Genomic DNA, 26,170 nt, shown 5'->3' on the forward strand with positions numbered 1-26,170 from the left:
TGTCTTTTGTTATAAGTCAGGTGTGTTCGTGTCAACCAAATTTGAGTCAAAACTAACCCAAACAGGATTTGATTCTAATTAACACCACGCAATCTCTTTCTAATTAGCTGAAATAGCTTAATTTTATCCACCTATGGTAGTGGTTGGCTCCACCTATACTTACATTTTTGGTTTTTATATCCAATATTACATTTAAACGTGGCTTACTGGTCTATCATGTGGCCATTATGTGATTCTTTATAATGTGACGAACTGCAAAGTTAGTTTATTCTGCTGCTGCAGAACAAAATGCCAGTTCCGGTTGTTTCATTTAGGTTAAAATTTGGTGACACATTCCGGAGGAAATTATTTATTGTTACTCAACACTAAACAGGCAGTAAGGAAACGACGATGATTATTGGTGTACCGAAGGAAATTAAAGTTCATGAATACCGTGTTGGTATGGTTCCAGCTTCTGTAAGTGAAGCAGTTGCCCATGGTCATACTGTGTATGTTGAGACACTTGCGGGTTCTGGTATCGGCTTCAGTGATCAAGATTACATTGATGCCGGGGCACAAATCTTGCCGACTGTTGATGCAGTGTTTTCAGAGGCTGAAATGATTGTCAAAGTAAAAGAGCCTCAGGCGGTTGAGCGTGCAATGCTGCGCGAAGGCCAGATTTTGTTCACTTACTTACACCTTGCCCCTGACCCAGAACAAACAGAAGATCTGATCAACAGCAAAGCCATCTGTATTGCTTATGAAACGGTTACTGACGATAAAGGTCGTTTACCATTGTTAGCGCCAATGTCTGAAGTGGCTGGGCGTATGTCGATTCAGGCTGGTGCTTTTGCCCTTGAAAAGTCAAAAGGTGGTCGCGGCATGTTACTTGCCGGTGTTCCAGGTGTTGAGCCAGCTAAAGTGGTTATTATCGGTGGGGGTGTTGTTGGTGCTAATGCTGCTCAGATGGCAGTGGGCTTGCGCGCAAATGTTGTTGTGCTAGACCGAAGTATTGACGTTTTGCGCAGCCTAGATGCTCAGTTCGGCGGTGCTGTTCAGTGTGTATACTCAACGAAAGATGCGATCGAGAAATATGTACTGGAAGCTGATTTGGTTATCGGTGGTGTACTCGTAGCGGGTGCAGCGGCTCCTAAGTTGGTAACTGCTGAAATGATTAAGAACATGAAACCAGGTTCAGCTGTTGTTGATGTAGCAATTGACCAGGGCGGTTGTGTAGAAACTTCACACGCAACCACCCACAGCGATCCTACGTACATTGTTGATGATGTTGTTCACTATTGTGTGGCCAATATGCCGGGTGCTGTTGCCCGCACGTCAACATTTGCTCTCAATAACGTAACGTTACCTTATATACTTAAACTTGCAGATAAAGGATATAAAACGGCACTTCAGGAAGATCGGCATCTTTTGAATGGCCTTAACGTGTACCGAGGTCAGATCACTTGTGAAAGTGTCGCTACAGCGTTAGATTTAAAGTTTGTATCTGCAGAACAAGTACTTGCTTAATTAATAGTGTCATTCCATGTTATATAAATCCCTGCTTCGGCAGGGATTACTTTTATCTATCCCCAACCCCCGAATTAATCGTGAAGCCATTTGCCTTTTTAATTAGATATTCATGTTAATAAAAACAGATGAGGCAAAATATCTCATCTCAGTTTATTTAAATATATAACATTAAGCGTGAGCGTAAATTACGCTGCCATTTTTAATGGTATCGATTATTTTCCTGGATAAACCGGTAGGCAGTGCCGGGCAACCCCAACTGCGTCCTAAGTAGCCATTTCGTTTGATAAAAGCTTCAGTGGCATACTCTGCACCGTGTACCACTATATAGCGACGGCGGGCGTTATCATTTACACCTTTGGTCAGGCCATTGAGTTTTAATGAATAACCATTACCGCCATTATAAGTTGTGTCAGTAAGAAAAGTGCCAAGGGATGTCTGTCTTGAGCTGACTATGTTAGAAAAACGGTTTGCGACCTTGCCGCCACTGTTTACACCGTGTGTTACATATGTATGATAAAGTAATTTATTTGTTTTTAAATCAATAACAAAGAACCTTTTTTCAGTCGACGGCCTGCTGTAATCAATAATAGTCAGTATCGATTTTTTTCTACCCTTAGTTGCAGTATAGGCAGCGTAACCTTCGGCAAAGAGTTGATAATCGATGATGTGATCGAGCTGGGCTTGTTTGTATATGTATTTGATAACAATATCGGCATTGGTACTTTCCGTGTATGAGTGACTTCTAACGTTACTTGCAGTTGCTTGAAGTGGTAAATAACTTAAAGCCAAAATGAATAGGCAAATTGCTTTGTTCATCGTCCTTACTTAACACTCTTTTTATTTTTAGGGTTAATGGGGCGGTGACTTTAGCATAAAATGAATTAAAGTTGATTGTTTGGGATATAAAAAAATATATACTTTTTACTTTATTTAGTCAGTTATATTTAACTTTAATGAATGATATTTGTTTATCTATCATAGAGTTATTTACATAACATGATTTAATTTTGACTTGCCACAAATGCAATCAAAAATGTAATAAAGTCTGAATGATTTTTTAATTATATGGTGTAAATTACTGTTATTGATGACTAATTTTTAAAGTGATTTATAAACAGTTTGATAAATACACGGTTAAACTGTTTGATTGAAAATTGAGCACAATATCTCATTTTTCTCTCTTTTGAGAAGAGTCAGCGCTATATAGCATACGCAACATTAGTCACGGACCTCCATGAGAGGGACTCGCAGTTTAAAGACCGAATGGAACAGCGATGAAGTGATATGTAATATACTGATATTTCATATGTCGTCGCTAAATAAAAAAACGCAGGTGATAGAGCTGGCCGAACATCACCTAATTGAACTACCACCTGCGTCCTTCATTGTGTCACTTAACCGATATTTTTTAACGGCAGTTTTTGACTACCGCTAAATGGCGCAGACACTAGCCCAACTGCCATCACTGCCTGGTGTTGAACTTGTCCACCAGTTGGCCTGATAGACAACACCGTTATGGATGATTTTATCACCTTGGTTAGCATGGCTGGGGTTTCCGGCCCAGTCTGTTTGTGGCCAGTTGGGGAAAGTGTTGATACCTGTTGTGACACATGGTTCGTCAGGACCAGGACCAGGCCCCGGACCTACAGGACCTACTGGCAAGGTCGGTTGCTCAAACTTAAACGCGTAATCTACACCATTTACATTCACAGTATAGTTAGCCGGGCCAGAGATTGGCAGGTAGTACACCATATCTAACTCATAAGTGCCGCCAGCCGGTAAGCCTTTCCAGCTAGGCAGAGTGAAGGCTACCCGGTGCATTACACCATCTAAACCACCGATGTTATCGGCACGAGTGTGACCAGAAGAGATAACCTTCAGACCGCCACCAGACTGATCTTTAGCATTGTCAGGCGCTGATACAGGAATATCGAACTGGAATTCAGTGCCTCCCGGCAGTTCCGTACCAGTGTTGTTGGTGAATGTGATTTTAGGATTGATTGGGTAGTTTTGGTCGCCAACCTTAAAGCCGCCAACCGATACTGTAATATCCAGTGCTGCTGTAGGAACAGGGCCTGTAGCGACGGTATTACCATATGGTGTGGCTGACTTGAACTTCTCGTAGATAGCCTTGGTCATAGTGTTACCCATGTGGTATTCACCATTGCCAGAAGCGCAAGCGCTTTCCGTTGCATCTACACTGGTACGCTTACCATTGGCATCAAGAACATAACAGCTGTAGTCACCTGCCAGTTCCCAGAACATGATGCCACCGATTTCTTTATCAATAACGTAGCTGGCTTTGGTGTTGATAGACTCTTTATCTTCAGTTGAAAGGAAGACCTTCTTCTCAGCATTCCACAGCCAAGGAGCAATCGCGACATTATCGTAATGTCGGTTATAGGTGCCAACCAGTTGATGCTGAGGATTATTGACCGGATCTAGCTCATAAGTAGCGGCATAACTACCGTAGATGCCCTTAGCAAGGTTCATTGCGTGCCACATTGGATTCGACCCCGCAGCCATTTCATGACCTTTGGTATTTTTATCATGCCATAAATTATCGATCCCCATAGCACCGTTGCCGCAATTGTTTTTCTCGCCCTCACCTGTACCGGGCGCGCATTCTGCCTGGTTAGGAAGTGCTGCTCTGCCCCAAAGGCCATTGGTACCGCCAGTGACATCTTTCCAGCCGCGGGTGTAGTAGGGGACGCCGATATTGATCCGGCCGGCTGGCATAGAACCGCGGAAATAGTGATAAGCCCAGTCGGTATTTAGGTAGCCAATGCCGCCGTAGGCAGCGGTACCATAAACGTTCCATGCTGCCAGTTCTGAGTCTTTACCAGTATCGTAGAGGGCTGCATTGTGGCCCACATGATCATTCCATGCACCGTGTAAGTCATAAGACATGATATTCACGTAGTCGAGGTATTTGGATACATCATGGGTTTCCATACCACGGAGCAGATAACCTGATGAAGGGGCGGCAATTGTGAGCATATAGTGGACGCCGTCAAGGGCACTTGCCTGATCCAGCTTTTCACGCAGAACACGCATTAACTCTTGATATGAACGCCATAGATATGGACGACGAGACTCAGAAAACGCTTTATCGTAAGGGTTACCGGCACCCGCCATGCTGGTTGGGTATTCATAATCGACATCAACACCGTCGAATTTGTATTTACGGATCATTTCAACGGCAGAAGTCGCAAATTTATCGATACCGGCTTGGTTGATACTGCCGTCAGCATTGGTGGTCATGCTATAGAATCCGCCGTCGGCAATACGGTTACCATCAGCACCGAAGTGACCGCCTGTTTCGGCCCAGCCGCCAATTGAGATCAGAGTTTTAACGCCATGTTTTGCTTTGGCGGTTGCCAACGCCCCGAAGTGGCCTTTAAAACCAAGCGCCGGATCGATTTCGACACCATCCCACTCCATCCCAACAGCCGGATTTGTTGGATCGGCTACATCGCCAATATTCACATTGCCGTCAGAGCCAATACTAACGAATGCATAGTTGATATGTGTGAGTTGCTCCCATGGAATATCTTTTACCAGGTACGAACTCTGTGGATCATTGCCAGCGCGCCAGCTGGTAAAGTAACCAATGACACGACGTGGGTGGTCGGCTCCCATGATTTCACGACCATCTTGATCATAAACGGTACAATAAGGCACCGTTACGCCTTCAGTCTGGTAGAGTCCGTCAGGGCGACAGTTGTTAGCAGTGTTTGCTGCTTGTGCATTGAATGCAATTAAGCATGATGCGGTAAGGGCACTGAGTGAAAAGATACACTTGATCACCTGGTGTTTCGAATGATTCATTTATTTATCCTTCAATCTTCGTTTAAGTAGGTAAGACAGTAAAACGGCTTGTTTTGCTTTAATTACGCCGAAAAACAACTATATGTTATGTGCCTAAAAAAGCATCATCACCTGTCTTTTTTTCCATACCAAATCTCAAAAAAATGTCATTTTAATGAAAGGCAACACTACTTATTTTGCAACAGCAACTAATTTATTCTATGAATGGAAAATACAAGATCAAAAGCGGTGATTTTACAGAATGTGGTCTTGTTTGTTATGGATAAGGAAAGGGTGAGAGTGTCGATTGCTGTAAATCCGGTATCATCGGATATTGTTTAATGTGAGATCTAATTATTACCTGAGGGCAGACTAAGTGACTAATCATCCATAGTACTCAGCCTTCATGCCCAAGCTACCTCAAGATGAAGGATTCAGTGGGATACCTGCTGTTTGATTACAGCTGATTGATACGTGCCTTAAAGCGAACACGCGTAGCCTCATCAGCTTGTTGATACCAATAATTCAGCATGCTTTCTGCGACATTTCCATCTTCTGCTTGGTTAGCCACAATGGTACTTTGATTGATTGCTGACAGTGAGGCGATTGGTAAGCTGGTTACAGCGGCAGGCTGCGATGTCTGGTTGTAAGCGGCAATTTCAGCTTCAAAATCACGCCCAAGCTGCATACCGCTATTCATCAGTTTGTCTTGTTCGAACGCTATGGGAGTACCGGTATTATTCGTTAATGTAAGTGCCGGTTCACGATTAAATGCCCGCCCGTCTAAACTCGAACGTAACTTAGGAAGTGTTAGTGAAACGTGGGTATCTGTCCCGCTAAACGCCATGATAATAACATCTGATTTGAAGATACTGTATTCACCGTTTTCACGATATCCGCCTTCGTACCGGAAAGCGATTTGGTTTTGGCCATTGTTCAGAGTAAGCGTGTCGTTCCCCTGAGCTTTAATACCATTAACCAAGATAAGTTCAGCGCTGTCTGGCAGGTCAATATTCACAGCTGCAAAGGATGGGAAACCTAGCCCACATGCTGTCATTGCTAGAATGGCGGTACGTAGTTTCATGTTTATTCCTTGATCATTTTTGTTGTACATTGATATCAAATTTAATAAATGGCTTATAGTACTGTTAGATCTTAGTGACTGATTTTGAAGCTTTAACCTTAACCTAAACTGAATACTGAATATTTATAGCGTTTATAACAATGTGACATAAAATATTTGCAGAATGACTTATAAAATACGTTAACATAACCTGAAGGGCTAAAGGATGGCGGTTTGATATGGATATAACGCTGCTACAAGTTATTCTTTTATTGGTGACAGGGTTTCTTGCCGGAATGATTAATACGCTTGCGGGGGGCGGTTCAAACTTAACCTTGCCTGCACTGATGTTAATGGGGATGCCCGCGGAGGTTGCGAATGCAACGAACCGACTGGGGGTGCTAATGCAAGCCGTTACTGCCGTCGCCGGTTTTAAGCGTCACAGAAAAATGGAATCTGACGACATTGTTCCCATTCTTATCCCTTCGGTTATTGGTGGATTACTAGGAGCGGGAGCAGCAGCATATATGCCCTCCAGCCTCATCAAACCGCTGTTATTAGGCACGATGTTAACAATGGCATTCGTTATGCTGGTCAAGCCTTCAGTGATGGCGCCTGAGCCTGGCACACCCGTTAAGAAAGTCATGCAAACACCACATTCGTGGTGGGGGCTTGGGATGGCGGGTTTTTATGGCGGATTTGTTCAGGCTGGAGTGGGGTTCGTCTTAATTGCCGCACTGGCCGGTACGCTACGTTATGATCTGGTTCGGGCAAATGCATTAAAAATGCTTTGTACGCTAGTGTTCACTCTTGTCGCTTTGGTATTGTTTGTTATTGAAGGATTAGTGTTGTGGACGCCAGGTTTGATCTTGGCATTTGGAACGATGTTTGGTGCCCATATTGCAGTAAATATGGCAATTAAAGCCAAACCATCAACGTTAAAGTGGTTTTTGTTTGTGATGACATTGAGTGGTTGTATTGCCGCGATGCTGCATTAGCCGCTTTTAAGGTATCAGTGATACGTCTATTTTAGATTATTCGGCCCTAGACTGAATGATAAAGCCTGACGGGTGTCAGGCATTATCATTTATCGTATTGCTTATTTTACGTAGCAGGCAAAGCCTTTCAGGTAGAAACCTTCAGGGTATGCACTGTCTAACGGGTGATCGGCCGCCTGACTAAAGCGTTCGATAAATTGTACTTCACGCTTGGCATCAAGAGCGGCATCGGCAATGATCTTTTGAAAGAGGTTATTGTCCATCAGACCTGAACATGAGTAGGTCAACAGTGTGCCTCCAGGCTTCAGAATTTGCATCGCCAGCATGTTAATGTCTTTGTAACCACGACATGCACCCATTAGCTGCGATTTTGACTCCGCAAACTTTGGCGGATCCATAATTACCACATCAAACAGCTCGCCGCGCTCACGGTATTCACGTAACAGTTTAAAGACATCGGCATTTAGGAATTCAGCATTTTCTACCGGAAGGCTGTTCATTTCAGCATTCAGGCGTGCTGTATCAAGTGCCGGCTGTGAAACATCGACATTGACAACCTGGCTTGCGCCACCTTTTAGGGCATACAAACCAAAACCACCGGTGTAGCAGAAGCAGTTGAGAACGCGTTTGCCATTAACATATTTCACGGCAGCCTGGCGGCTATCTCGCTGATCAAGGTAGAAACCTGTCTTGTGGCCACCAACGATATCGACATTAATCTTTATACCGTTTTCTTCAATGACAACAAATTTAGGGGGCTCTTCACCAGAAAGCACGCCGGTACGTTGCTTCAGGCCTTCTTTTTTACGTACCGCAACATCAGAACGTTCATAGACACTGCAATCCGGGTAGCAAATGTTAAGTGCTTCTACCAATGCATCTTTTTGTGCTTCAGCACCCGCACTTAGCAGTTGACAGACAAGGAAGTTCTGATAGCGGTCGATAGTAATACCAGGCAAGCCATCCGATTCAGCGGCGATCAGGCGGTAACCTGTCAGCCCATCACGAGCGGCCAAAATATCACGCAGGCCTTGCGCTGCTTTGAGGCGATTAACAAAAAAATCGACATCAATGGCTTCGTTTTTATTGAATGTCCATACGCGAACACGGATCTGAGACTGTGGAGAATAAGCACCGCGTGCTAACCATTCACCTTTGTTGTCATAGATATCGACGGTTTCACCCAGTGAAGGTTTACCGTCAATGCGATCAATGCCGCGAGAGAAGACCCAAGGATGGCGGCGGCGCAGTGATTTTTCACGGCCTTTTACCAGATAAATAGAAGCTGTCATGACTTGCCCGGTGTGGAATTCGAATGGGGGCGTATTATGTTGCTCGTTGTTCTGAAAAGCAAATGAAAAAGCCGCCAAATCAGGCGGCTCTAGGGACTCAGGCTGAGCTCAGAATTAAGCTTTCAAGCCGCTCATCAAAGATTCCAAGACCTGTGCTTGCTGATTTAAACGTTCAATTTCATTGGTTGCTTGTGAAATGACATCGCAGATCTGGTGTGACTGTTCACGAACCTGCTCAACATTAGAGGCAATATTATCGGCAACGGCACCTTGTTGCTCTGCAGCGGCCGCAATTTCAGTACTGCGATCGGAGATTTGCTGGTTGCGATCTGTAATCTGGCTGATTTCGCCGTCAACTGAGTCCATCATTTGTTCGCTGTGGTGCGCATTATCAACGGTATTTTTCATTACTGACATTAGCTGCTGGCTGTTTTTCTGCAATGATTCAATCATCTGCTGAATTTCTACCGTAGCACTTTGTGTACGGCCAGCCAGAGTGCGAACTTCATCGGCAACCACGGCAAAGCCTCGGCCTTGCTCCCCGGCCCGGGCGGCCTCAATAGCAGCATTCAGTGCCAGTAGGTTTGTCTGCTCAGAAATACTATTGATGGTAGTGACCACGTCATCAATCTTAGCGGCATTGTTATCTAATTCAGTGACAGCATTTGCTGCCATGTTGATTTCAGAAGAAAGTGTTGAAATCGCAGATTTAGTTTCACCAACCTGGGCACGGCCATGTTCAGTAACCTGCTGAGCTTCACGGGTCTGATCTGAGGTCTGATGCGCATGAGTTGCGACTTCACGAATCGATGTGGCCATCTCTTCGGTGGCACTGGCCAGTGAATCTAAATGTTGCTGCTGAATAACAGATAACGATTCACTCTGCTGACTGCTTTGACGCAAACTACTGCTGATCTGCTGCATCATTGCTGTCGCTTCTTGTGTTGCCTTAACCAGTTTTTGTTCACGATCGGCGACGCGGTCAATGGTTATTGCAATGGTGCTGAATTCATCACGAACCTGAAAGAAGTTCATACGGCCCGTCAAATCGCCCTCGGCAAGGTTGAGCAGGGCTCTGTTCATGGTGAACATTGCACCGCCGATGAACGTCATAATATAGTAGACAGACGCTAAAACAACAGCCAGCAAAGTGAGTGTCAGGCTGATTTGTACAGAGGAAAGGTAGCTATACAGGCTGGGTGCATCAACAGCTGAGAGCGAATAATTCAGTTCGGATACCGAGGTAGAAAGATCACCGCCACCAAGTTTTAAGCCGCTCTCACTTAGTAACATTGACGCATCGGTCTGGCTGACATTGTACTTTGCAAATAACGCTGCAGTTGTATCAAGTTGTTTTGTCGTGATTTCAACACGCTGCTTTTGGGCAGCATCAACTAAAATTGCACTAACGCTGATAATTGCTATCAATGGAAGTAGGAATAACAGATAGAACTTTTCTTGCAGCTTTAAGTGAATGAGGTATTTATCGATCCATCGAAATGCGATTTCTTTCATTGGGCTTCCTATTTACAAAGGTTATTTTTGTTCTAATTGATAAATTACAATATAAGAGCTTATCGGAATGCAAATAGATCTCTTGAGGTGATTCATGTCACAAATTTGTGTAAAAGCGAATGTGAAAGGCATAGTGCAAGGCGTAGGGTTCAGGTTTCATACTGCGCATGAAGGGCTAAAGGACGGGTTAACGGGGTATGCGATGAACCTCCCAGACGGAAGTGTGGAAGTCTTAGTTTGTGGTCATGAAGAAAATGTGAATAAACTGCTGGCTTGGCTAAAAAAGGGGCCCAGGATGTCGAGGGTTGATAAGGTTGAAACAGAAGAACTTGAGTGGCGGCATGTCGATGGTTTTGAAATCAAATAACAGAGGGCGTGAACGCCCTGTGTTTATGCTAGATACATTTGACCGGCTTAGGTAACCCGGCTAGTTTTGTCGCCTGCTTGGCCGGACCTTTCGGAAACAGCTTATAAAGATAGCGAGAGCTACCTTTGTCTTCACCGTATTTCTTCGCCATGGCTTTAACCAGCATACGAATAGCTGGGGATGTGTTGAATTCCAAATAGAATTCACGAACAAAGTTCACCACTTCCCAATGTGCTTCGGTCAACTCTATACCTTCTTCTTGTGCCAGAAGAGGAACGAGCTCGCTTGACCAGTCATCAATATTCTTCAGGTAACCCTGAGCATCGGTTTCTAATTGTTTGCCTTCGAATTCAAGCATGATGTGCCTCGATATTTGGAACGCAGAGAGGATAGTGACTCAGAGACTTTGCTGCAAGTAAAAGTAAGAAATTCGGCATTCGAAATAAAAAAGCGCCCACAAGTGGACGCTTTAGAAATCAGTCTGTGACTAAATAATATTAGTCATCACTACCCATAATACCTAAGATTTGTAACAAGCTTAGGAACAGGTTGTAGATAGAGACGTACAGCGTAACAGTTGCAGAGATGTAGTTAGTTTCACCACCACGAACAATCGACTGTGTGGTTAGCAAAATTGCTGCTGATGAGAACAGCACAAACATACCGCTAATTGCCAGAGAAAGTATCGGCATTTGCAGGAAGATGTTTGCAATCATACCCACAACAATCGCGATAAAACCTGCAAGCAGCATACCGTTCAAGAACGATAAATCACGTTTAGTAGTAAGAGCATATGCAGAACACGCTAAGAAGGTCAGGGCAGTACCGCCTAGAGCCGGAACAATAGCGTGGCCTAAACCTGCACCAAGATACATGTTAAGGATTGGCCCAAGGGTATAACCCATGAAACCCGTTAATGCGAAAGTAAAGACAATGCCTAAGCTACTGTCACGGTTTTTTTCTGTCAGGAACATTAAACCGTAGAAACCAACCAAGGTGATGATGATGCCAGGATAAGGCAGGTTCATTGCCATAGAAAGACCAGCAATAGCAGCAGACCAGATCAGCGTCATGGATAACAGGAAGTAGGTATTTCTTAAAACCTTATTGGTTGAAAGTACGCTATCGTATGAAGCACTACGATTGACAATACGATCGTTCATAAGTTGTCCCCTTAGGGTTAGTTATATTGATATCTATTAAGACATATATGAGGGTGAAAGTTCATAAATGCAAGTCATTCATGCGTATTTGAATAATCACCAGCTCGTAATGTCTTTGCTAGTTCCTTATAACGCATGATACTTAACATTTCATTATCTTTAAAAGCAAAGTTGTAAAATTATGTTTCAATGCTGATAAAGCTCACAAAAACAAATATTTATGTAAGATTAGTCAGATACGCAAGTCGTGTAAAGTAAGGCTGGTGGACGGTATTCATCGTATTTACCGTTTCTTAAATTGATCGTTTTAATCTCTCCTGACAATGGATTGACAGAACGGCTCCAATAATTGACCTGAGTCGGCCATTGATACCGCAGCACAAGGTGTTGCCCGTGAGTTTGAAGCCGCTCTAATTCTTCAAAGTACGGTAAGCGCAAACCAAAACGTTTACACCAACTCTCTGCAGAAGAGAGATTAACCCGAGACCAATAGTTATCTTTTTCACTGATAAACATTGGAGGCATAGTTTTGGTTGAGTTGATATTTCGAGGCTGATGATACTTTAATCCATTGAAAGTGAACGAGTAGATAATCGAATTTAAAATCACCCGATTTTCAATCAATGTCGAGACCTGCGCACTGTCTCCTTTATTGTTAGATTTTTCCGACAGTTTTGCCGCGGGTAAGCTCTGCTGTTCTTTATCTGGGATATTGATTTTATTTGCTGTCTGGCGAATAAAAGTCGTTATATTCAGCAGATCTGAAAATCGTTTTTTTGCTTGCAATGCCTGAGTGTACGTGGAATACGGGCCGGCTAAACAACGGAAGTGATTGTTGTCTTTGATCAGATAAGTTTTATTCGTAAACAAAGTATTTACCTTTTCAGTAAACGCCTTGCCTGGTAAAGAGTGGCTGTAGTTACACTGAACCCAGAAGCTTCCTTCTGTAGGTTTGGGCTTTTTCCCCCATAACCCGGAGCCAATATCGCATTGAGCATTTAGTTGCCGCCAGTCACCAGTCTGAGGTGATAAAACTGTGTGGCAAAACGTCATCTCGGTCTCAGTGGCAAGGGCTGAGTGCGGCAATAACAAACAAGGCAACAATGAGCAATAAACAGCAAAAAGTTTTATATTGCTAGGCATGATGAGCTTACTAATAATAATCACAGCTACGAATTTTAAGCCATATAAGAGCATAAAAAAGGTCGTAAGTAAGCGGAAAAAACGCTAGAAAAAGTAGAAATAGACCATTTTGTTTTTATTCTGAGCGGTTGAGCAAAGAATAAATAAAAAGAGTTTACAACAAAAAAAGAGGTGCGTATTATCCACCGCAATTACGGAGAGATGGCTGAGTGGTTGAAAGCACCGGTCTTGAAAACCGGCATACGTTTATAGCGTATCTAGGGTTCAAATCCCTATCTCTCCGCCAAATTCAAAAAAGCCAGCTTAATTGCTGGCTTTTTTACGTCTGTAATTTGAGAGAGAGGTGGGCCGTCCAGAGCGTTCAAAATATACTCGCACAGTTATTTATGAACGGTGCTGATGATCGTTCATTGTGGTTTTCAGCAGCAAGCGACCTGCTCCCCAACCCAGCAGCAGGCCCACATAGTTGACCACCAGATCTGCAAAGGAAAAATGACGATAACTGGATAATAACTGCAATAATTCATCGGTCGAAAATGAAATGAACAGACAGATAAACACCCGATTGACAAAGTGTGTCGATGGTTGGCGTCGGGAAGTATTTACTGCCAGACTTACCAGTAATGAGATATAAAACGCCACGATTAGGTGAAGTGCTTTGTCGCCCCCGACGATGTCTTCAACAGCTTGAAAAAATACGTTATACCAGCCAATGCTTTTTAGCAGTGAGGCGCAGGCGAACAGCGTGACTGATATCAGTACAAACGCCCTAAAGAGCAAGGTCGGCAACATTACTTTCTGTGACTCCACTTCGTTTTACTTTCGTTTTTTCTAAATATCAACAGCGTTTACGCAAGCCCCGTAGACCAGAAGATTGTATTACCGAACCTGCCAACAAAGAAAGTCAACAGGTTGGCAATGAACGCAAGGGGAAAAAATACACCGCTAGCCATTTGAAATTAAAGGTGTTACGCCAGGGTTGGTTTCAGTGACAGAATCCGCGTCCTGGGGGCGACTCTGGACTGTTTCGGCTAGATATATATTTTGGTAACAGTAGTTGGTGGCGTCGATAAAGCCTTCGACACTGCCACAATCAAACCTTTTCCCCTCAAATTTATAAGCTAATACACAACCATTTTTCGCTTGTTCCAACAACGCATCGGTGATTTGTATTTCCCCATTTTTGCCGGGTGGGGTATGTTCCAGGATCTCAAAGATATCGGGTGTTAGAATATAGCGGCCGATAATAGCCATATTGCTGGGTTCGGTGCCGGGATCCGGCTTTTCGACCATGTCTTCAACCCGGTATAGGTTGTCTTTGATCTTCTGGCCCGCAATAACCCCATATTTATGGGTTTCATCATCCGGCACTTCTTCAACCGCAACAATAGAGCAGCGGAATTGTTTATACAGTGCGACCATTTGTGCCAGCACACCTTCATGTTGGTTGATGCAAAGATCATCAGCTAATACCACAGCAAACGGTTCATCACCAACCAGGTCTCGCCCTGTCAGGATAGCGTGGCCCAAGCCTTTCATCTCATGTTGGCGAACATAGGTAAAACTTGCACTTCCGATGGTTCGGCGAATATCGACCAGCAGCGCCTCTTTGGAGCTGCCACTGATTTGATGTTCCAGCTCATAATTTTTGTCAAAGTGATCCATCAGGGAATGTTTACCGCGGCCAGTCACAATACACATGCCTTCTATTTTGGCTTCCAGTGCTTCATCAACACCATATTCAATCAGTGGTTTGTTGACGATAGGCATCATTTCTTTCGGCATCGACTTTGTGGCAGGTAAAAAACGGGTACCGTAACCTGCTGCCGGGAAAAGGCATTTTTTGATCATATTCAAGTCCTGAATTATTACTCTATGTATGAATGATAATTTGGAGAATGACACCAATTTCTAGACACCATTTTGGTCACGTTACTTATTGTTTCGTCGTTATCAGAACGAGGGTATAAGTACATTTTGACCAGAATAATATATTGGAGTCATTGTCCGCCCCGGATTTTTCTTTCGTTTTTAAAATTAAGTAGATGGGTTCTTGTATTGTTCTGCCCCCCTTAACGCTGAATGATGTTGAACGGCTGCAACAGCCATACTCGAATGTACAGAAAGATAAGAGACAAAAAAGGCTAAAAAGAACACTGTTTGAGGCCCCATGGAGTCACTCATCATATTGGCTAGTATGTATGCAACTATCGATAACTTGCACACACTCGCTCGATCATCCTCAACTCTGCTTTGACCCAGACTTGTACGATAAAAGACCAAAGAACAGAGGAAACAACTAATAAAGAATGTTCCGGCTGGGCCGAAAATACGCAGATAATCAATGAATAAATTATGACTGTGAGGAACGGATGGCGGCAGGCTGCTGTTAAAACCTTCGCCAAGATAGGGGTAGCGTGTGCCTACACCCCAGGAGTAATCCCATAATTCTATTCGTGAAACGATTGTCCGGTATTCGAGCAAGTCATCGAGTGACAATGTTGTCAAAACTTCAAACAGGCGTGGGTTGACACGTAGTAAGATATTAGATTGTGTAATTAAAATAGCGGCGAATGACAAGAAAAGAATACCACCTAAAAATTTAGCGATATTTCTGCTGGATATAGGAAATGAAAAATAGGCGATAAGGACGATGAGGGAAACAACGACGTTTGTCTTTGAGCCAGCCAGGAGCATCATCATGAAACAAGCAAAAACCATGAAAATCGCGAACGTTTTTTTGAGTAGCCTGGTCTGCGCCAAGAAGTTAGCGACATAGAAGAGAAAAGTCGTCGACACCATAATAGCCAGTTGATTTGGATGTGAGAATAGCCCTGAATAACGATCTCCGTCATAGTATGAAGAGGATAAGTTAAATCCATTTTTTTGTAGCAAGACCACGAAAAGGTTAAGTATTAAACCTATCGTTATGAGGTAATAAAAGCGTTCGAAAAGATTTTTGTCATTGTAGAAAAGGAACGAAAAATAAAGATAACAAGTTGTAAAGATGATCACGGCAGTAAACGATCTGGACATCACGCCATCATCAGGGCTGATCATAAAGCGAATTATGTGTAAAAGATAAAGTGCTAGCACGCAAATAAAAAGAAGCTTGTTTTTTCGGGCTTGGTAGTGGAAAAAAGATAGCATGGTTTTGTCTTTTAGCACCGTAACAAATAATATGACAAGACACATGATGATGTAAACGTAGCTAAGGCTTGCCCTGGAGTCCCCAAGCCGCAAAAAGCTTGGCATGCAGGCAAGCAGCAGAGCAATGCTCATTAAGACCTTGAAGACATTGGTTAGATGGTGTTCCCTAGTCATTAATGTCGTCCCGCGCAATGAATCATGAATTGGGGAGGGTGGATTTAGTTAGTGTATTCACTGTTAAGCTCTCCCTTATACAAGTCCAGCCATCTCTTTTTCGTTACATTTACGTTGAACTCTCTTTTTGCAAGGGTATAAGACGCTTGGCTCATTTGTGCCAGGCGTTTGGGATCGTTTTTCATTAGCCTGATTGCATTTACATATTCTTCAACTGTCTTGCATGCATAGCCATTGTCATATTCCCCCCGGCTATCCTTAGCGTCTCGCCTCGGGTGTAAGCAATCGAGATTAGACTGACAAGTGGAGGTTACTATCGGTATTCCCAGTGCCAACGATTCGATAAGGGTTCTCGACAAACCTTCCCAGCGGGAGGGGTGGAATATTAGTGAAGATTGGCTGATTTCTTTAAATAAATCAGATTGAACCATATGGTCAATAATAGTGATGTTATCCGGTAGTCCGCCGTTTTTATCAATAATACTTTGGCGATAATCAAGATCAGAAGACCCGACCCAGGTAAATTTGATTTCAGCCAGGTTTTTCGCGACATCAATGAAAGTATCAAAGGCTTTTTGATGGCATATTCGACCGACAGAGATAACCTTGAATTCATCATCATTATTATGACTACTCGGTCTGTCTGCAATTACCACTGAATTATTAATGTTAAATATTTGTTTGGTGAATTTTTTTCCAATATTGAATTCGGCCGGGCCACAGGAAACGGTACGTCCCAGAACCGATAAGCAAATTTCTGCGATGAGAAAAACGTGTCTGACTACCCAGTTGATATCTTGTCGAAGAAACGAGTAAGCTCGTGGCGAATAAAAAACATAAGGGACGTGTTTTCCAATCGGTGCCAATCGAGCATACATACCGCCATAACTACTATGACCGTGAATGGCGTGGGTATTTTTGTCGATAAAGGATCGTACTTTTAAAATATTAGCGATATGACGAAACAGGCCTTCAGAGGACATCTCTACCCATGTTATATCGGAATCAATATCTTTGATTTCTGATTCTGTTCCGTCTCGGCGGCAATAAAAAACAACTATTTCGTATTCATCTTTTAAAAGCCCGCTCAATTGCTTGAGCGACTTGGCCGTTCCATAGGCAAAGCATTCTGTGACTTGTATGACTTTTTTCTTGGGTCCGTTCTCTGTCATCTTTTGCCTCCTGCGGGTAGCGCCGTGTTAACTTGTACCTGTCTACAAAAATCAGTACGCATCATGTGAGAATAGTTTAAATGGTGTGATTAGGAGAATTTTAAGATCGAGAAAAAGACTCCAGTGATTAATGTATTCAATATCATGTGCGGCTCTTAACTCCATTCTGTCCAGGGTTTTAGTGGTGCAATCATCACCACCACGAAAACCACATATTTGTGCCAGGCCGGTAATTCCGGGCTTGATGCGATGTCGAAGCATAAAGCTAGGTATGTGTTTTGAATAAAACTGATTTACCTCAATGGCATGAGGCCTTGGCCCAACCAAGGACATATTCCCTTGAATGACATTAAAAAGTTGGGGCAGTTCATCAATGCTTGTTTTACGAATGAATTTTCCCACTGCAGTCACCCTCGGATCATTACGTTTTGCGAGCTCGAGTTTGTTCTCCTTGTTTTCCATCACATACATTGATCTGAATTTCCATATATCAATCTCCTTGCCATCCCAGCCATGGCGTTTTTGCTTAAAAAATACCGGGCCGGGTGAGGTTAATTTTATAGCCAAGGCGACTGGGACCATCAAGGGCAGCAGTATAATGAGTGAAGCAATGGCAATGACTTTGTCCATCAGTGACTTCATCAACACGGCTTTTACACTCGACATCGGGCTGCCCGATAAAACCAACAGTGGCAGGCCTGAGAGTTCCTTAATACTCTGGTTGATGGTTGTAATAGTAAAAGTATCGGGAATCCAGATGATATCTACGCATTCCTCATCCAGGTCTTTAATAATATCTTCTACTTTACTGGACTGACTTAATAGCAACGTTATATAGATGCGCCGAATATTGTGTTGCTTGAGGATGTCTCTCAAGTCATCAATTGCGCCAAGAACGGGCACCGGGCCATCCCATGACGTTCTGGCTTCCGGATCATCATCAACAATGCCAACGATCCTATCGGGCAACCATGTATTATTACTGAGTTTTTTAACAAGTTGTTCGCCCAGAGCATTGGCTCCAACAACCAATGTTGGGATAGCTTCACGGAAGTGAAATAAGTATTTTTTAGAAATCAAATAGGTAAGGAAATAGACTCCTGACTGAACCAATAATCCAAGTGTTGCCCAAAGTACCAGTACTAATCTTGAATATTCAGTTGATGATTTCGTTATAAAGGTAAAAAAGATTAATGACAGCACAACCAATGCCCAGGCTTTGCTCAGAACCCAGAGTCCAAATAGAAAGCTTCTACGGCGTCCTAAGAGATTGCCATCAGACTGGTGATACACGCCCATTAACTGATATACGATGTAGACGAGAAGACCATTAACTACAGTAAGTGACTGATATTTTTCCGCCATTTCTCCTTGGTTCCAGTAAGCACAGCCCATCATAATCGCGATGGAAGCGAGAATACTGCCGTAGAGTTGGCCATAGACCAGCAGGGTGTCATGAAAGCGATATAGCTTTTTGTTAGGGCGGGCATCAACAAAGTATCCCGACTTATTGTTTATGTTCTTCATTTTTGACATTTTTTGTAGTTCCCGAATAACTCAATACACGCAAGCTATTATGTAAATAAAGTCCCTTTGTATTTGCTAGATCCCTCTTTTGTTACTAATTTAATACCAGCGATATTACTAATTTAAGATAAGCAAATGGTTAAGATGTTGTCGTTTTCATTTTTGAGATTTACTTGCAATAATTAGAAGTGAATTATTTATGCTTTTGAATTTAATGATAATTAAAGGATGAAAGTGTGAAGAGTAAGAAAGTTAGGTAATTATTTTACGTGACGATTTAATTGTCCTATAGATTAATGAACGGTAGGGAATATACGAATAATTTGCTGTTTGATATTGACTAATTGGTTTTTATGCAACAAGACTTAAATGTGGGCTCATATTTTAGGAACTATCGGGATTAATGGTTGCGGGTGGGGAGACGAAATACGGAAGATTATGAATAACCTACAGAATTTAATATAAGGGTGTTTTATTACAGGTATGTGGCTGGTATTTATGGGCATTAGATGTTGAGGAACAACATCTAATTTGTAACATCGACAGAATTGAATTGATCGTCGTATTTTTTCAATGGAGGTCAACGTAACTATATGAAATATTATGATAAGTTTTTCATTCTGGGTATAGTGCTTATCACACTCCTTAGCTCACTTCAGGCTTTTGGCCAGGGGCGGGGTGACGATTCCTATATTCTTGGTTCCGGTGACCGAATTTCGATCAGTGTTTTTGGCGAAGACGATTTAAGCACGGATGTCGTGATCCCGGATACCGGCAAGATCAAATATCCATTCATTGGCGAATTGCAGGTTGCCGGGTTAACAATATTTGAACTTGATAAGCGGATTACTCTGAGGCTAAAAGGCCCTTACTTGGTCAACCCCGAAGTCATCGTTTCGATTAAAGAATATCGCCCCTTCTATGTACATGGCGAGGTGAACGCCCCTGGTGGATTTCAATACCGACCGGGACTTAGCGTACAGCATGCCGTTGCTCTTGCGGGCGGGTTCACTAATCGCGCAGCTCGAGACAAAATTACCGTAGTCCGAGCTGGTCAGCGGGGTAATAAATATAATTCTGTCCCAGTTAAGCTGAATGATTCAGTCAAAGCGGGTGATCTGATCACTGTAGAACGGAGTTTCTTCTAATCATGAATATAAGCAATTCACCTGCTTCAAGCCCAGATACGCCATGGAGTAGAGAAAATGAGGTGTCACTTCGGCAATACCTGAGCGTGGTTCGCCGCTCAGGGTGGCGTATTTTACTGTCGGCTATTGCCATAAGCTTAATTGTGGCCCTGTTGGTTTCTGTTATGACGCCGATTTATCAAGCCACGGCGACAGTCATGATTGAATCCCGAACTGCGAAGGTCATTTCTATCGAAGAGGTTTATACCCCCGATAGTAATAGTCAGGAATATTATCTGACCCAATATGAAATACTGAAATCCCGACCGCTGGTTGAGCAGGTTATTGGTGATCTTGATCTGTTGAATAATCAGCAAAACAACGTTTCCCAAAGTAGCATTATCGATTCAGGTTGGAGTGAGTGGATAACGTCAGCGGGCTGGCCTAAAATCAGAGATTGGATAGCCCAGTGGACTAAAATTGACCTAGAGCCGACTGATATTGAAAAAACGACAGATCAGATGCAGTTTGTCGTCATTGATTATTTGGATAACCTTAAGGTAAAGCCCGTTAAGAACACCCAACTGATCGATGTGAAATTCAATTCGCCGGATGCTGAGCTTGCCGCTGCTGTCGTAAATACCCATGTCGAAGCCTATATCCAGAGTATCCAGGAAGCGAAGTTTTCTATTACCCAGTCTGCGGAAAAGTGGTTATCGCGAAGGGTCGATTCTTTAAAAAACAATCTTGAGGAGTCTGAAAGAAAACTGCAGGCTTTCCGCGAGAAGGAGCAACTGGTTGATGTCGAAGGTTTGCAGCATCTGCCTTCGCTAGAGATCAATGAATTGACGATGAAGCTGGCAGAAGCCCAACGATCGCTGTCTATGGCGAAAAACGACTATCAACAGGTTAATCGAAGGGGCAGTGTTTCGTCAGGCGATTTCGATTCGAATCCTGCCGTACTGGATGACCCATTGGTACAGGAATTCAAAAACCAACTGGGTGCCGCACAACAAAAACTGACCGAGCTGGAAAAGCGTTATGGCCCAAACCATCCTAAGATGATCGCGGCCCAGACAAATGTGAAAACAATAAACAGAAATTTATCCCGACAAATTAATAGTGTTATTCAGGGGATTAAGAAAAAATACGAAGTGGCCCAGGCTAATGAATCTGGATTAAAGCGAACAATCGAAGCGGCAAAAGAACAGTACCATACAATAGGGCGAAAGGAATCGGAATTGAGTTCGTTGCAGCGGGAGGTTAACGCAAATCGTGAACTCTACAATCTATTTTATAACCGGCTAAAAGAAACCGCTGAGACGGGATACCTTCAGTCTGCTAATGCCCGGATTATATCGCCAGCTGTCATTCCCGTTACTCCTATCAAACCGCAGAAAATGCTCACTATTATCATCGCATTCGTTCTCAGCGTGATCGCAGGCGTGATTGTCGCATTCGTACGTGATGCGCTTGATAACAGCTTAACCAACATCGCCGATGTCGAATTAAAGCTCAAATATCCACTGCTTGGTGTCGTTCCTCTGCTCAGGAACCACCGTAAACAGCAATTGATCAGTTATTCTCAAAATGATGCGAAAGCACGCAGATTCAATGAGGCAATCCGCAGCATTCATACAGGTATCGCAATAAGCGCAATGACTAAACCGAATAAGACGCTGATGATCACCTCGACTGTTAGCAATGAGGGCAAAACGAAACTGGCAATAAATCTGGCCTATAGATGCGGGGCGCTAGAGTCAGTAATTCTGATTGAATGTGACATGCGTCGACCAAGATTGAGTAAGGAATTAAAAGTACAAGAAAATACACCGGGGCTGGCAGAGCTCATCGCCGATACTGCCCGTTTGGAAGAATGTATTGTGGAGAATGAAAATATCCATTTGATTACGGCAGGCGGCAGAGTTGCTGATCCCTTAAAGTTAATCAGCTCTGCCCGTTTTAAAAATCTGCTGATAAAGCTGACGTCACAATACGATAGAGTGATTCTCGACTGTCCTCCCGTCTTACCGGTGAGCGATGCGGAAGTCATTTCAACGAATGCTGACATGGTGGTATACGTGGTGCGTGCAGGTACTACCCAGCAGAGCCAAATCAAAAATGGTCTAGAGAAGTTGGCGCGGGTGAAACAGCAACAGATCGGGATTGTAGTGAACGGGCTCGATTTCCGAAAGGCTGAAACCTACGGTGATTACAGTGACTATAGTGATGATCTCTATGAACCATTGAATGCTGAAAAATGATGACAAATCACCACGAGCTATTATTGGTCTAAATTGTATTTAAGGAAGCCGTACCCTTGAAAATAGAACTCATTGGTTGCACAAGTGCGGGTAAATCGACATTGCTGAACAATATGATGGCTTCTCATCGTAACGGGCAGCCGGAGATTATTTCGGGTGATGACTTTGTATTACGGCAAATGTACTTGGCATGGTTACCTCATCGTATTTTCCGAGTGTCTGCTATTAATATTATCGGTATTTTCTGGTGTATTCTTAACTGTCGAAAACAAAAGAGGCTTCTGAATTTTTCATACGAGTATTTACGTAAGCTGCCGTCGACCATTACTTTCAGAGAAAGATTAAAAATCGCCAGAATATTAGTTCGAAATATTGGTATACATGAATTTATCGCATGTCAGGACACGACAAATCGGATCATTATTATTGATGAAGGCATACTTCATATCGCTCATTATCTGTTTGTCCATGAGTCCATCGAGCCAGATTTAAAACAGCTACAAACATTTATCGAGCTGGCACCATGCGAAGATGTGGTGGTCTATCTGTGTGCTTTAAAGAAAACGCTTATTGAAAGAACCCGGGTTCGAGGCCATAAACGTATTCCTGACGGTTCGTTAGAAGCCATTGAATCGTTTATTAATCATGCGATAACCACCTTTAATTTCTTGGGGGGGAACCCGAAAATAAATCCTAAACTGCTCCTGGTTAGTCCTGACAAGGAGGTATCGATGGCCTCGGGGAAAAACGATAGCCCGATGGTTGAAAAAGCGAAGCACATTATTCTGACCGGACTGGAAGAGGCCTCACTATAATTTTAGATGTTTGTAATGAATGATACTGCAGGTGTGGACTAATTCTTGGTGCCCATAATAACGGTGCAGGCCAAGATGAACGCTGAAAACCAGAGTGGAAACTATGACAGAAAACAGAGCGAAAAATAGCGATGCTGCGGTTATTGCATTGGTCGGGCCGGAGGCCACCGGCAAGTCCACACTCGCGAATGAAATAGGGGCCTGGCTGGGAGAGTTGTATAGCGTGCGCGTCATTCATGCAGGGAAACCTCCCGCGACCTGGAGTACCTGGCCGATCCATGCATTATTACCCTTATTGAGAAAAAAAATGCCCGCTTTACGAACTTCACGAATAGAGGGGCATGTAATGACTCAAGAAGAGGTTGGCCGCCATCCCGCAGAGACAGTGAAACCACGTAAAAGCACCCAAAAACTCGGATCACTTATTTATGCCATTCGAGCAGTCTGTGTTGCCTGGGAGCGGCGTCAACTTCTGGTCAGGAGCCGAAGGGCTGCAGGTAGCAAGGGATTTATTATCTGTGATCGCTACCCGTCAAATAAGCCAGGAGGAATGGACAGCGCGCGCCTTGTTGTCGATGCTGATCATAAAGGGGTTATATCCGCATTATATAACCTGCTAGCCCGTCTCGAAAGCAAAATATATCAACAAATCCCACCTCCGGATATCGTTTTACAATTACAGGTTTCTTTGGAAACGGCCAAACGACGGAATCGAAGCAGAGTCAAGGCGGATAAAGAAGGAGACGGATATATAGAATCCCGCCATCAAAAAGTACGCGACTGGCATCGGATCGGCACGGAAACGGTACATTATATTGATACCGAACAGCCATTGACCGACACGATTCAGAGTGTAAAAAAAGCGATTGAGAGCACATTAAATGACTGATAAGTCACATTCATCCCATGTACTTGACGGGGCCGTTATAACCACTGCGGCAGCTATTATTCAGGGGCTGGGTCAAATACTGGTGCTGGCAGTATTAGCACGTTATATAACCCAGACGGAATTCGGTCTGGTTACCCTTACCATGGTGGTGATTGGGCTAGGACGCCAGTTTGCGGAGGCGCTGATCAGACCCGTGATCGTTCAGAAAGAAAGTCTGTCGACGCGAGACATAGGAACAGCCTCGTTACTTTCATGGGTGTTTGGTGCAGCTGCGCTGTTCTCAATGTGGCTGCTTGCGCCAGCAATCGGAAGGTGGTTCTCCGAACCTGATATAGAACCGATTATTACGGCGCTTTCTTGCGTTTTTTTGCTTCAGGCACCGTCGCTGGTCGCGGAAGGACTGCTCCATCGGGAGCTTAAGTTTACGGTACTGGCCTTTTCTGAAGTGCTGTCATTTGTTTTTGGCTATACCTTAGTAGGGGTCACATTAGCGCTGGCAGGCGTCGGTGTGTGGGCGTTGGTGTGGGCGTGTATCGCCCAGGTTGGACTTAAAAGTGTTATTTTGATCTGGAAAAAGCTTGATTCGCTGCACGTTGCCTTTGACCGCGGCTCATTTCGCCATATCTTGTGGATGGCGGGTGGTTTTAGTTCCGGCAAGCTGTTGGGGTATGCCGCAACTCAGGTTGACTACTTAGTTGTTGCGGGAGCGATGAATTCAACTGCTGTCGGGATTTACGGGCGAGCTTATCAGTTGGTTACTATGCCGGTAATGTTATTCGGGCAGGTGTTGGAACGAGTCATGTTTCCTGTCTACTCACGATTGCAGAGCGACCCGCAGAGAGCCACTGAACATTATGGTCATGCGATAGCGCTCAGTGCAATAATGATGGCACCGACATCGGTATTGTTTGTCGTTCTGGCACCGGAAATTGTTCGTCTGATACTCGGGCCTGACTGGTCTGAAACGGTGCTCCCACTGCAGATCCTGGCATCCACACTGCTATTTCGAATGGGATATAAGCTGAATGATTCATTAACCAAGGCATTCGGATTGGTGTATCAAAGAGCCTGGCGATTGGCGGTCTATACCGGGGCGGTTGTTATCTGTACGTCTTTTGGCGTGCAATGGGGGTTACCTGGTGTTGCTGTGGGTGTGTCTCTTGCTATCTTTCTAAATTTTATTTTGATGGCTCAATTGTCACTAGGGCGATTAAAAATCTCTTGGAGCTGGTTTGCCCTGAAACATGCTCGGGGGACTATTTATGCGCTCTGTTTATTACCGCTCGCTCAAGCGACGGCGATGACCATGCGCCATCATGATGTTGGGTATATGGGGATTATATTCGGGGTGCTTGGCATTATTTTTCTAAGTATCAGCATTGTTGCAATGATTAGCCCTGATCTGATCGTCGGGCCTGATGTGCGCTGGCTCGCCAGATTGGTCGGTTGTAGACTCAAGCCAAAGTCAGATGCCAGTATTTTACCTGGATCACGGAACAGTATCATTGTTGAGTTTTGTGGATTAACCCCGGAAGAAAAGACGATTTTGCCAGAAATAGTCATCAACTTGTTAAAAAAGCAGGGGATTCCGGCGACAGACATGATGCAGCATTTGGCCCGGCGAAACTCTGGGATAGGCCACCGAATAAGATGCTTACGCCTTGCCTTGAAAGCGTTGAAGCGAGCGCCACGGGAAACCCTTTATCAAACGCTGATCATGATTGGCTCTGAAAACGAGGCACAAAAGAAAGGATTAGCCAGCACAGTGTATTGGTTGGCGCTGGGGGAGCTTGTTTCAAAGGCTCAGACTACACCCGGCGTGCATTTGTTGATTGACGGCCCGATGCAGCAGTTGTCAGTAGAGAGCGGAGATTATGACAACAATGCGTTTTCGCCGCCACAGAATCCTTTGGTAGACAGTCTGAGACCCGATCTTTTTTTGGATCTTCGTGATCACCAGCCCGTGTCGTTCGACAGACTTTTTAGTCGAATCCAAAATGAGAAAGGGGCCGGTACTCTGGTGGTGGATTTTACTGAGCGCCAGAGCGATATCAAATCACGTGCCCACGATGTGGCGGAATACCTTGTTTCAAATTGGAAAGGGAGAGTACCAGAGGCACTTGTGCCTGACGAAAATGGTTCGGTTGAGAACTCGCTATGAGCTTTATAGTAACGACGTGCATTTTTTGCGT

Annotated in this window: 20 protein-coding genes, 1 tRNA gene and 1 pseudogene; 9 read left to right on the top strand and 13 right to left on the bottom strand. The window is 43.9% G+C overall.

From position 1 onward, the window contains the following. Nucleotides 1–390: 390 nt before the first annotated feature. Nucleotides 391–1,506, top strand: coding sequence for an alanine dehydrogenase (gene ald / locus R3289_RS04675; RefSeq protein WP_318924331.1), 1,116 nt, complete (start codon nucleotides 391–393; stop codon nucleotides 1,504–1,506). A 171-nt stretch (nucleotides 1,507–1,677) separates the two neighbouring features. Here ald and R3289_RS04680 read toward each other — a convergent pair whose 3' ends face one another. The 3 genes and pseudogenes from R3289_RS04680 to R3289_RS04690 form a co-directional block, all read right to left on the bottom strand. Then, a complete protein-coding gene (locus R3289_RS04680) occupies nucleotides 1,678–2,325 on the bottom strand; it encodes a murein L,D-transpeptidase catalytic domain family protein (protein ID WP_318924332.1) in 648 nt (215 codons plus the stop codon). A gap of 615 nt (nucleotides 2,326–2,940) precedes the next feature. Continuing rightward, a pseudogene (locus tag R3289_RS04685) lies at nucleotides 2,941–5,241 on the bottom strand (chitinase C-terminal domain-containing protein); the annotation flags it as partial. 535 nt (nucleotides 5,242–5,776) lie between these two features. After that, the gene (locus R3289_RS04690; RefSeq protein WP_318924333.1) at nucleotides 5,777–6,403 is read right to left on the bottom strand and encodes a DUF2057 domain-containing protein; all 627 of its coding nucleotides are present in this window, start codon (nucleotides 6,401–6,403) and stop codon (nucleotides 5,777–5,779) included. Between the two features lie 218 nt (nucleotides 6,404–6,621). On the opposite strand from R3289_RS04690, the gene R3289_RS04695 reads away from it, so the two are divergent. Next, on the top strand, nucleotides 6,622–7,380 hold the full coding sequence (locus tag R3289_RS04695; protein WP_318924334.1) for a sulfite exporter TauE/SafE family protein: 759 nt from the start codon (nucleotides 6,622–6,624) through the stop codon (nucleotides 7,378–7,380). A 101-nt stretch (nucleotides 7,381–7,481) separates the two neighbouring features. Here the strand turns inward: R3289_RS04695 and R3289_RS04700 are convergent, their stop codons facing one another. Together R3289_RS04700 and R3289_RS04705 are read right to left on the bottom strand one after the other, a co-directional pair. Next, entirely contained in the window at nucleotides 7,482–8,672 is a 1,191-nt protein-coding gene (locus R3289_RS04700; RefSeq protein WP_318924335.1) for a class I SAM-dependent methyltransferase, read from the bottom strand. 114 nt (nucleotides 8,673–8,786) lie between these two features. Next, nucleotides 8,787–10,187 carry a methyl-accepting chemotaxis protein gene (locus R3289_RS04705; RefSeq protein ID WP_318924336.1) on the bottom strand — a complete coding sequence of 467 codons (1,401 nt, stop codon included), beginning with the start codon at nucleotides 10,185–10,187 and terminating at the stop codon, nucleotides 8,787–8,789. Between the two features lie 94 nt (nucleotides 10,188–10,281). On the opposite strand from R3289_RS04705, the gene yccX reads away from it, so the two are divergent. Next, nucleotides 10,282–10,554: an acylphosphatase gene (yccX, locus tag R3289_RS04710; protein ID WP_318924337.1), complete on the top strand. Its 273-nt coding sequence runs from the start codon at nucleotides 10,282–10,284 to the stop codon at nucleotides 10,552–10,554. 28 nt (nucleotides 10,555–10,582) lie between these two features. Here yccX and tusE read toward each other — a convergent pair whose 3' ends face one another. From tusE to R3289_RS04725, 3 genes are all read right to left on the bottom strand, one after another. Further along, nucleotides 10,583–10,912 carry a sulfurtransferase TusE gene (gene tusE, locus R3289_RS04715; protein WP_107284405.1) on the bottom strand — a complete coding sequence of 110 codons (330 nt, stop codon included), beginning with the start codon at nucleotides 10,910–10,912 and terminating at the stop codon, nucleotides 10,583–10,585. Nucleotides 10,913–11,051: 139 nt separating this feature from the next. Then, a complete protein-coding gene (locus tag R3289_RS04720) occupies nucleotides 11,052–11,717 on the bottom strand; it encodes a Bax inhibitor-1/YccA family protein (RefSeq protein WP_318924338.1) in 666 nt (221 codons plus the stop codon). 228 nt (nucleotides 11,718–11,945) lie between these two features. Further along, on the bottom strand, nucleotides 11,946–12,587 hold the full coding sequence (locus R3289_RS04725; protein ID WP_318924339.1) for an adhesion domain-containing protein: 642 nt from the start codon (nucleotides 12,585–12,587) through the stop codon (nucleotides 11,946–11,948). Between the two features lie 468 nt (nucleotides 12,588–13,055). On the opposite strand from R3289_RS04725, the gene R3289_RS04730 reads away from it, so the two are divergent. Then, nucleotides 13,056–13,146 (top strand) — tRNA-Ser (locus R3289_RS04730). A gap of 98 nt (nucleotides 13,147–13,244) precedes the next feature. Here the strand turns inward: R3289_RS04730 and R3289_RS04735 are convergent. The 5 genes from R3289_RS04735 to R3289_RS04755 form a co-directional block, all read right to left on the bottom strand. Next, the gene (locus tag R3289_RS04735; protein WP_318924340.1) at nucleotides 13,245–13,670 is read right to left on the bottom strand and encodes a VanZ family protein; all 426 of its coding nucleotides are present in this window, start codon (nucleotides 13,668–13,670) and stop codon (nucleotides 13,245–13,247) included. A gap of 135 nt (nucleotides 13,671–13,805) precedes the next feature. Further along, entirely contained in the window at nucleotides 13,806–14,711 is a 906-nt protein-coding gene (gene galU, locus R3289_RS04740) for a UTP--glucose-1-phosphate uridylyltransferase GalU (protein WP_318924341.1), read from the bottom strand. A 186-nt stretch (nucleotides 14,712–14,897) separates the two neighbouring features. Next, a complete protein-coding gene (locus R3289_RS04745) occupies nucleotides 14,898–16,184 on the bottom strand; it encodes a hypothetical protein (protein WP_318924342.1) in 1,287 nt (428 codons plus the stop codon). A gap of 44 nt (nucleotides 16,185–16,228) precedes the next feature. Next, on the bottom strand, nucleotides 16,229–17,356 hold the full coding sequence (locus tag R3289_RS04750) for a glycosyltransferase (RefSeq protein ID WP_318924343.1): 1,128 nt from the start codon (nucleotides 17,354–17,356) through the stop codon (nucleotides 16,229–16,231). Nucleotides 17,357–17,407: 51 nt separating this feature from the next. After that, nucleotides 17,408–18,892, bottom strand: a complete 1,485-nt coding sequence (locus R3289_RS04755) for an undecaprenyl-phosphate glucose phosphotransferase (protein ID WP_318924344.1) — start codon at nucleotides 18,890–18,892, stop codon at nucleotides 17,408–17,410. Between the two features lie 584 nt (nucleotides 18,893–19,476). Here R3289_RS04755 and R3289_RS04760 point away from each other — a divergent pair. From R3289_RS04760 to R3289_RS04780, 5 genes are all read left to right on the top strand, one after another. After that, the gene (locus tag R3289_RS04760; RefSeq protein WP_318924345.1) at nucleotides 19,477–20,031 is read left to right on the top strand and encodes a polysaccharide biosynthesis/export family protein; all 555 of its coding nucleotides are present in this window, start codon (nucleotides 19,477–19,479) and stop codon (nucleotides 20,029–20,031) included. Between the two features lie 2 nt (nucleotides 20,032–20,033). Beyond that, complete coding sequence (locus tag R3289_RS04765; protein WP_318924346.1) at nucleotides 20,034–22,274, top strand: polysaccharide biosynthesis tyrosine autokinase; 2,241 nt, start codon at nucleotides 20,034–20,036, stop codon at nucleotides 22,272–22,274. A 56-nt stretch (nucleotides 22,275–22,330) separates the two neighbouring features. Continuing rightward, on the top strand, nucleotides 22,331–23,089 hold the full coding sequence (locus R3289_RS04770) for a hypothetical protein (protein WP_318924347.1): 759 nt from the start codon (nucleotides 22,331–22,333) through the stop codon (nucleotides 23,087–23,089). A 103-nt stretch (nucleotides 23,090–23,192) separates the two neighbouring features. After that, nucleotides 23,193–23,978, top strand: a complete 786-nt coding sequence (locus R3289_RS04775; protein WP_318924348.1) for a hypothetical protein — start codon at nucleotides 23,193–23,195, stop codon at nucleotides 23,976–23,978. Further along, complete coding sequence (locus R3289_RS04780) at nucleotides 23,971–26,139, top strand: lipopolysaccharide biosynthesis protein (protein ID WP_318924349.1); 2,169 nt, start codon at nucleotides 23,971–23,973, stop codon at nucleotides 26,137–26,139. The genes R3289_RS04775 and R3289_RS04780 overlap by 8 nt, the downstream gene beginning before the upstream one ends. Nucleotides 26,140–26,170 lie beyond the last annotated feature (31 nt).

It is taken from the genome of Photobacterium sp. (assembly GCF_033720175.1).
Taxonomy (GTDB): domain Bacteria; phylum Pseudomonadota; class Gammaproteobacteria; order Enterobacterales; family Vibrionaceae; genus Photobacterium.

Coding starts and splice junctions, on each gene's coding strand:
- R3289_RS04690 (WP_318924333.1), bottom strand. CDS start 6,403: ATGAAACTACGTACCGCCATTCTAGCAATGACAGCATGTGGGCTAGGT.
- R3289_RS04720 (WP_318924338.1), bottom strand. CDS start 11,717: ATGAACGATCGTATTGTCAATCGTAGTGCTTCATACGATAGCGTACTT.
- R3289_RS04765 (WP_318924346.1), top strand. CDS start 20,034: ATGAATATAAGCAATTCACCTGCTTCAAGCCCAGATACGCCATGGAGT.
- R3289_RS04755 (WP_318924344.1), bottom strand. CDS start 18,892: ATGTCAAAAATGAAGAACATAAACAATAAGTCGGGATACTTTGTTGAT.
- R3289_RS04705 (WP_318924336.1), bottom strand. CDS start 10,187: ATGAAAGAAATCGCATTTCGATGGATCGATAAATACCTCATTCACTTA.
- R3289_RS04700 (WP_318924335.1), bottom strand. CDS start 8,672: ATGACAGCTTCTATTTATCTGGTAAAAGGCCGTGAAAAATCACTGCGC.
- ald (WP_318924331.1), top strand. CDS start 391: ATGATTATTGGTGTACCGAAGGAAATTAAAGTTCATGAATACCGTGTT.
- tusE (WP_107284405.1), bottom strand. CDS start 10,912: ATGCTTGAATTCGAAGGCAAACAATTAGAAACCGATGCTCAGGGTTAC.
- R3289_RS04745 (WP_318924342.1), bottom strand. CDS start 16,184: ATGACTAGGGAACACCATCTAACCAATGTCTTCAAGGTCTTAATGAGC.
- R3289_RS04750 (WP_318924343.1), bottom strand. CDS start 17,356: ATGACAGAGAACGGACCCAAGAAAAAAGTCATACAAGTCACAGAATGC.
- R3289_RS04780 (WP_318924349.1), top strand. CDS start 23,971: ATGACTGATAAGTCACATTCATCCCATGTACTTGACGGGGCCGTTATA.
- R3289_RS04760 (WP_318924345.1), top strand. CDS start 19,477: ATGAAATATTATGATAAGTTTTTCATTCTGGGTATAGTGCTTATCACA.
- R3289_RS04775 (WP_318924348.1), top strand. CDS start 23,193: ATGACAGAAAACAGAGCGAAAAATAGCGATGCTGCGGTTATTGCATTG.
- galU (WP_318924341.1), bottom strand. CDS start 14,711: ATGATCAAAAAATGCCTTTTCCCGGCAGCAGGTTACGGTACCCGTTTT.
- yccX (WP_318924337.1), top strand. CDS start 10,282: ATGTCACAAATTTGTGTAAAAGCGAATGTGAAAGGCATAGTGCAAGGC.
- R3289_RS04680 (WP_318924332.1), bottom strand. CDS start 2,325: ATGAACAAAGCAATTTGCCTATTCATTTTGGCTTTAAGTTATTTACCA.
- R3289_RS04695 (WP_318924334.1), top strand. CDS start 6,622: ATGGATATAACGCTGCTACAAGTTATTCTTTTATTGGTGACAGGGTTT.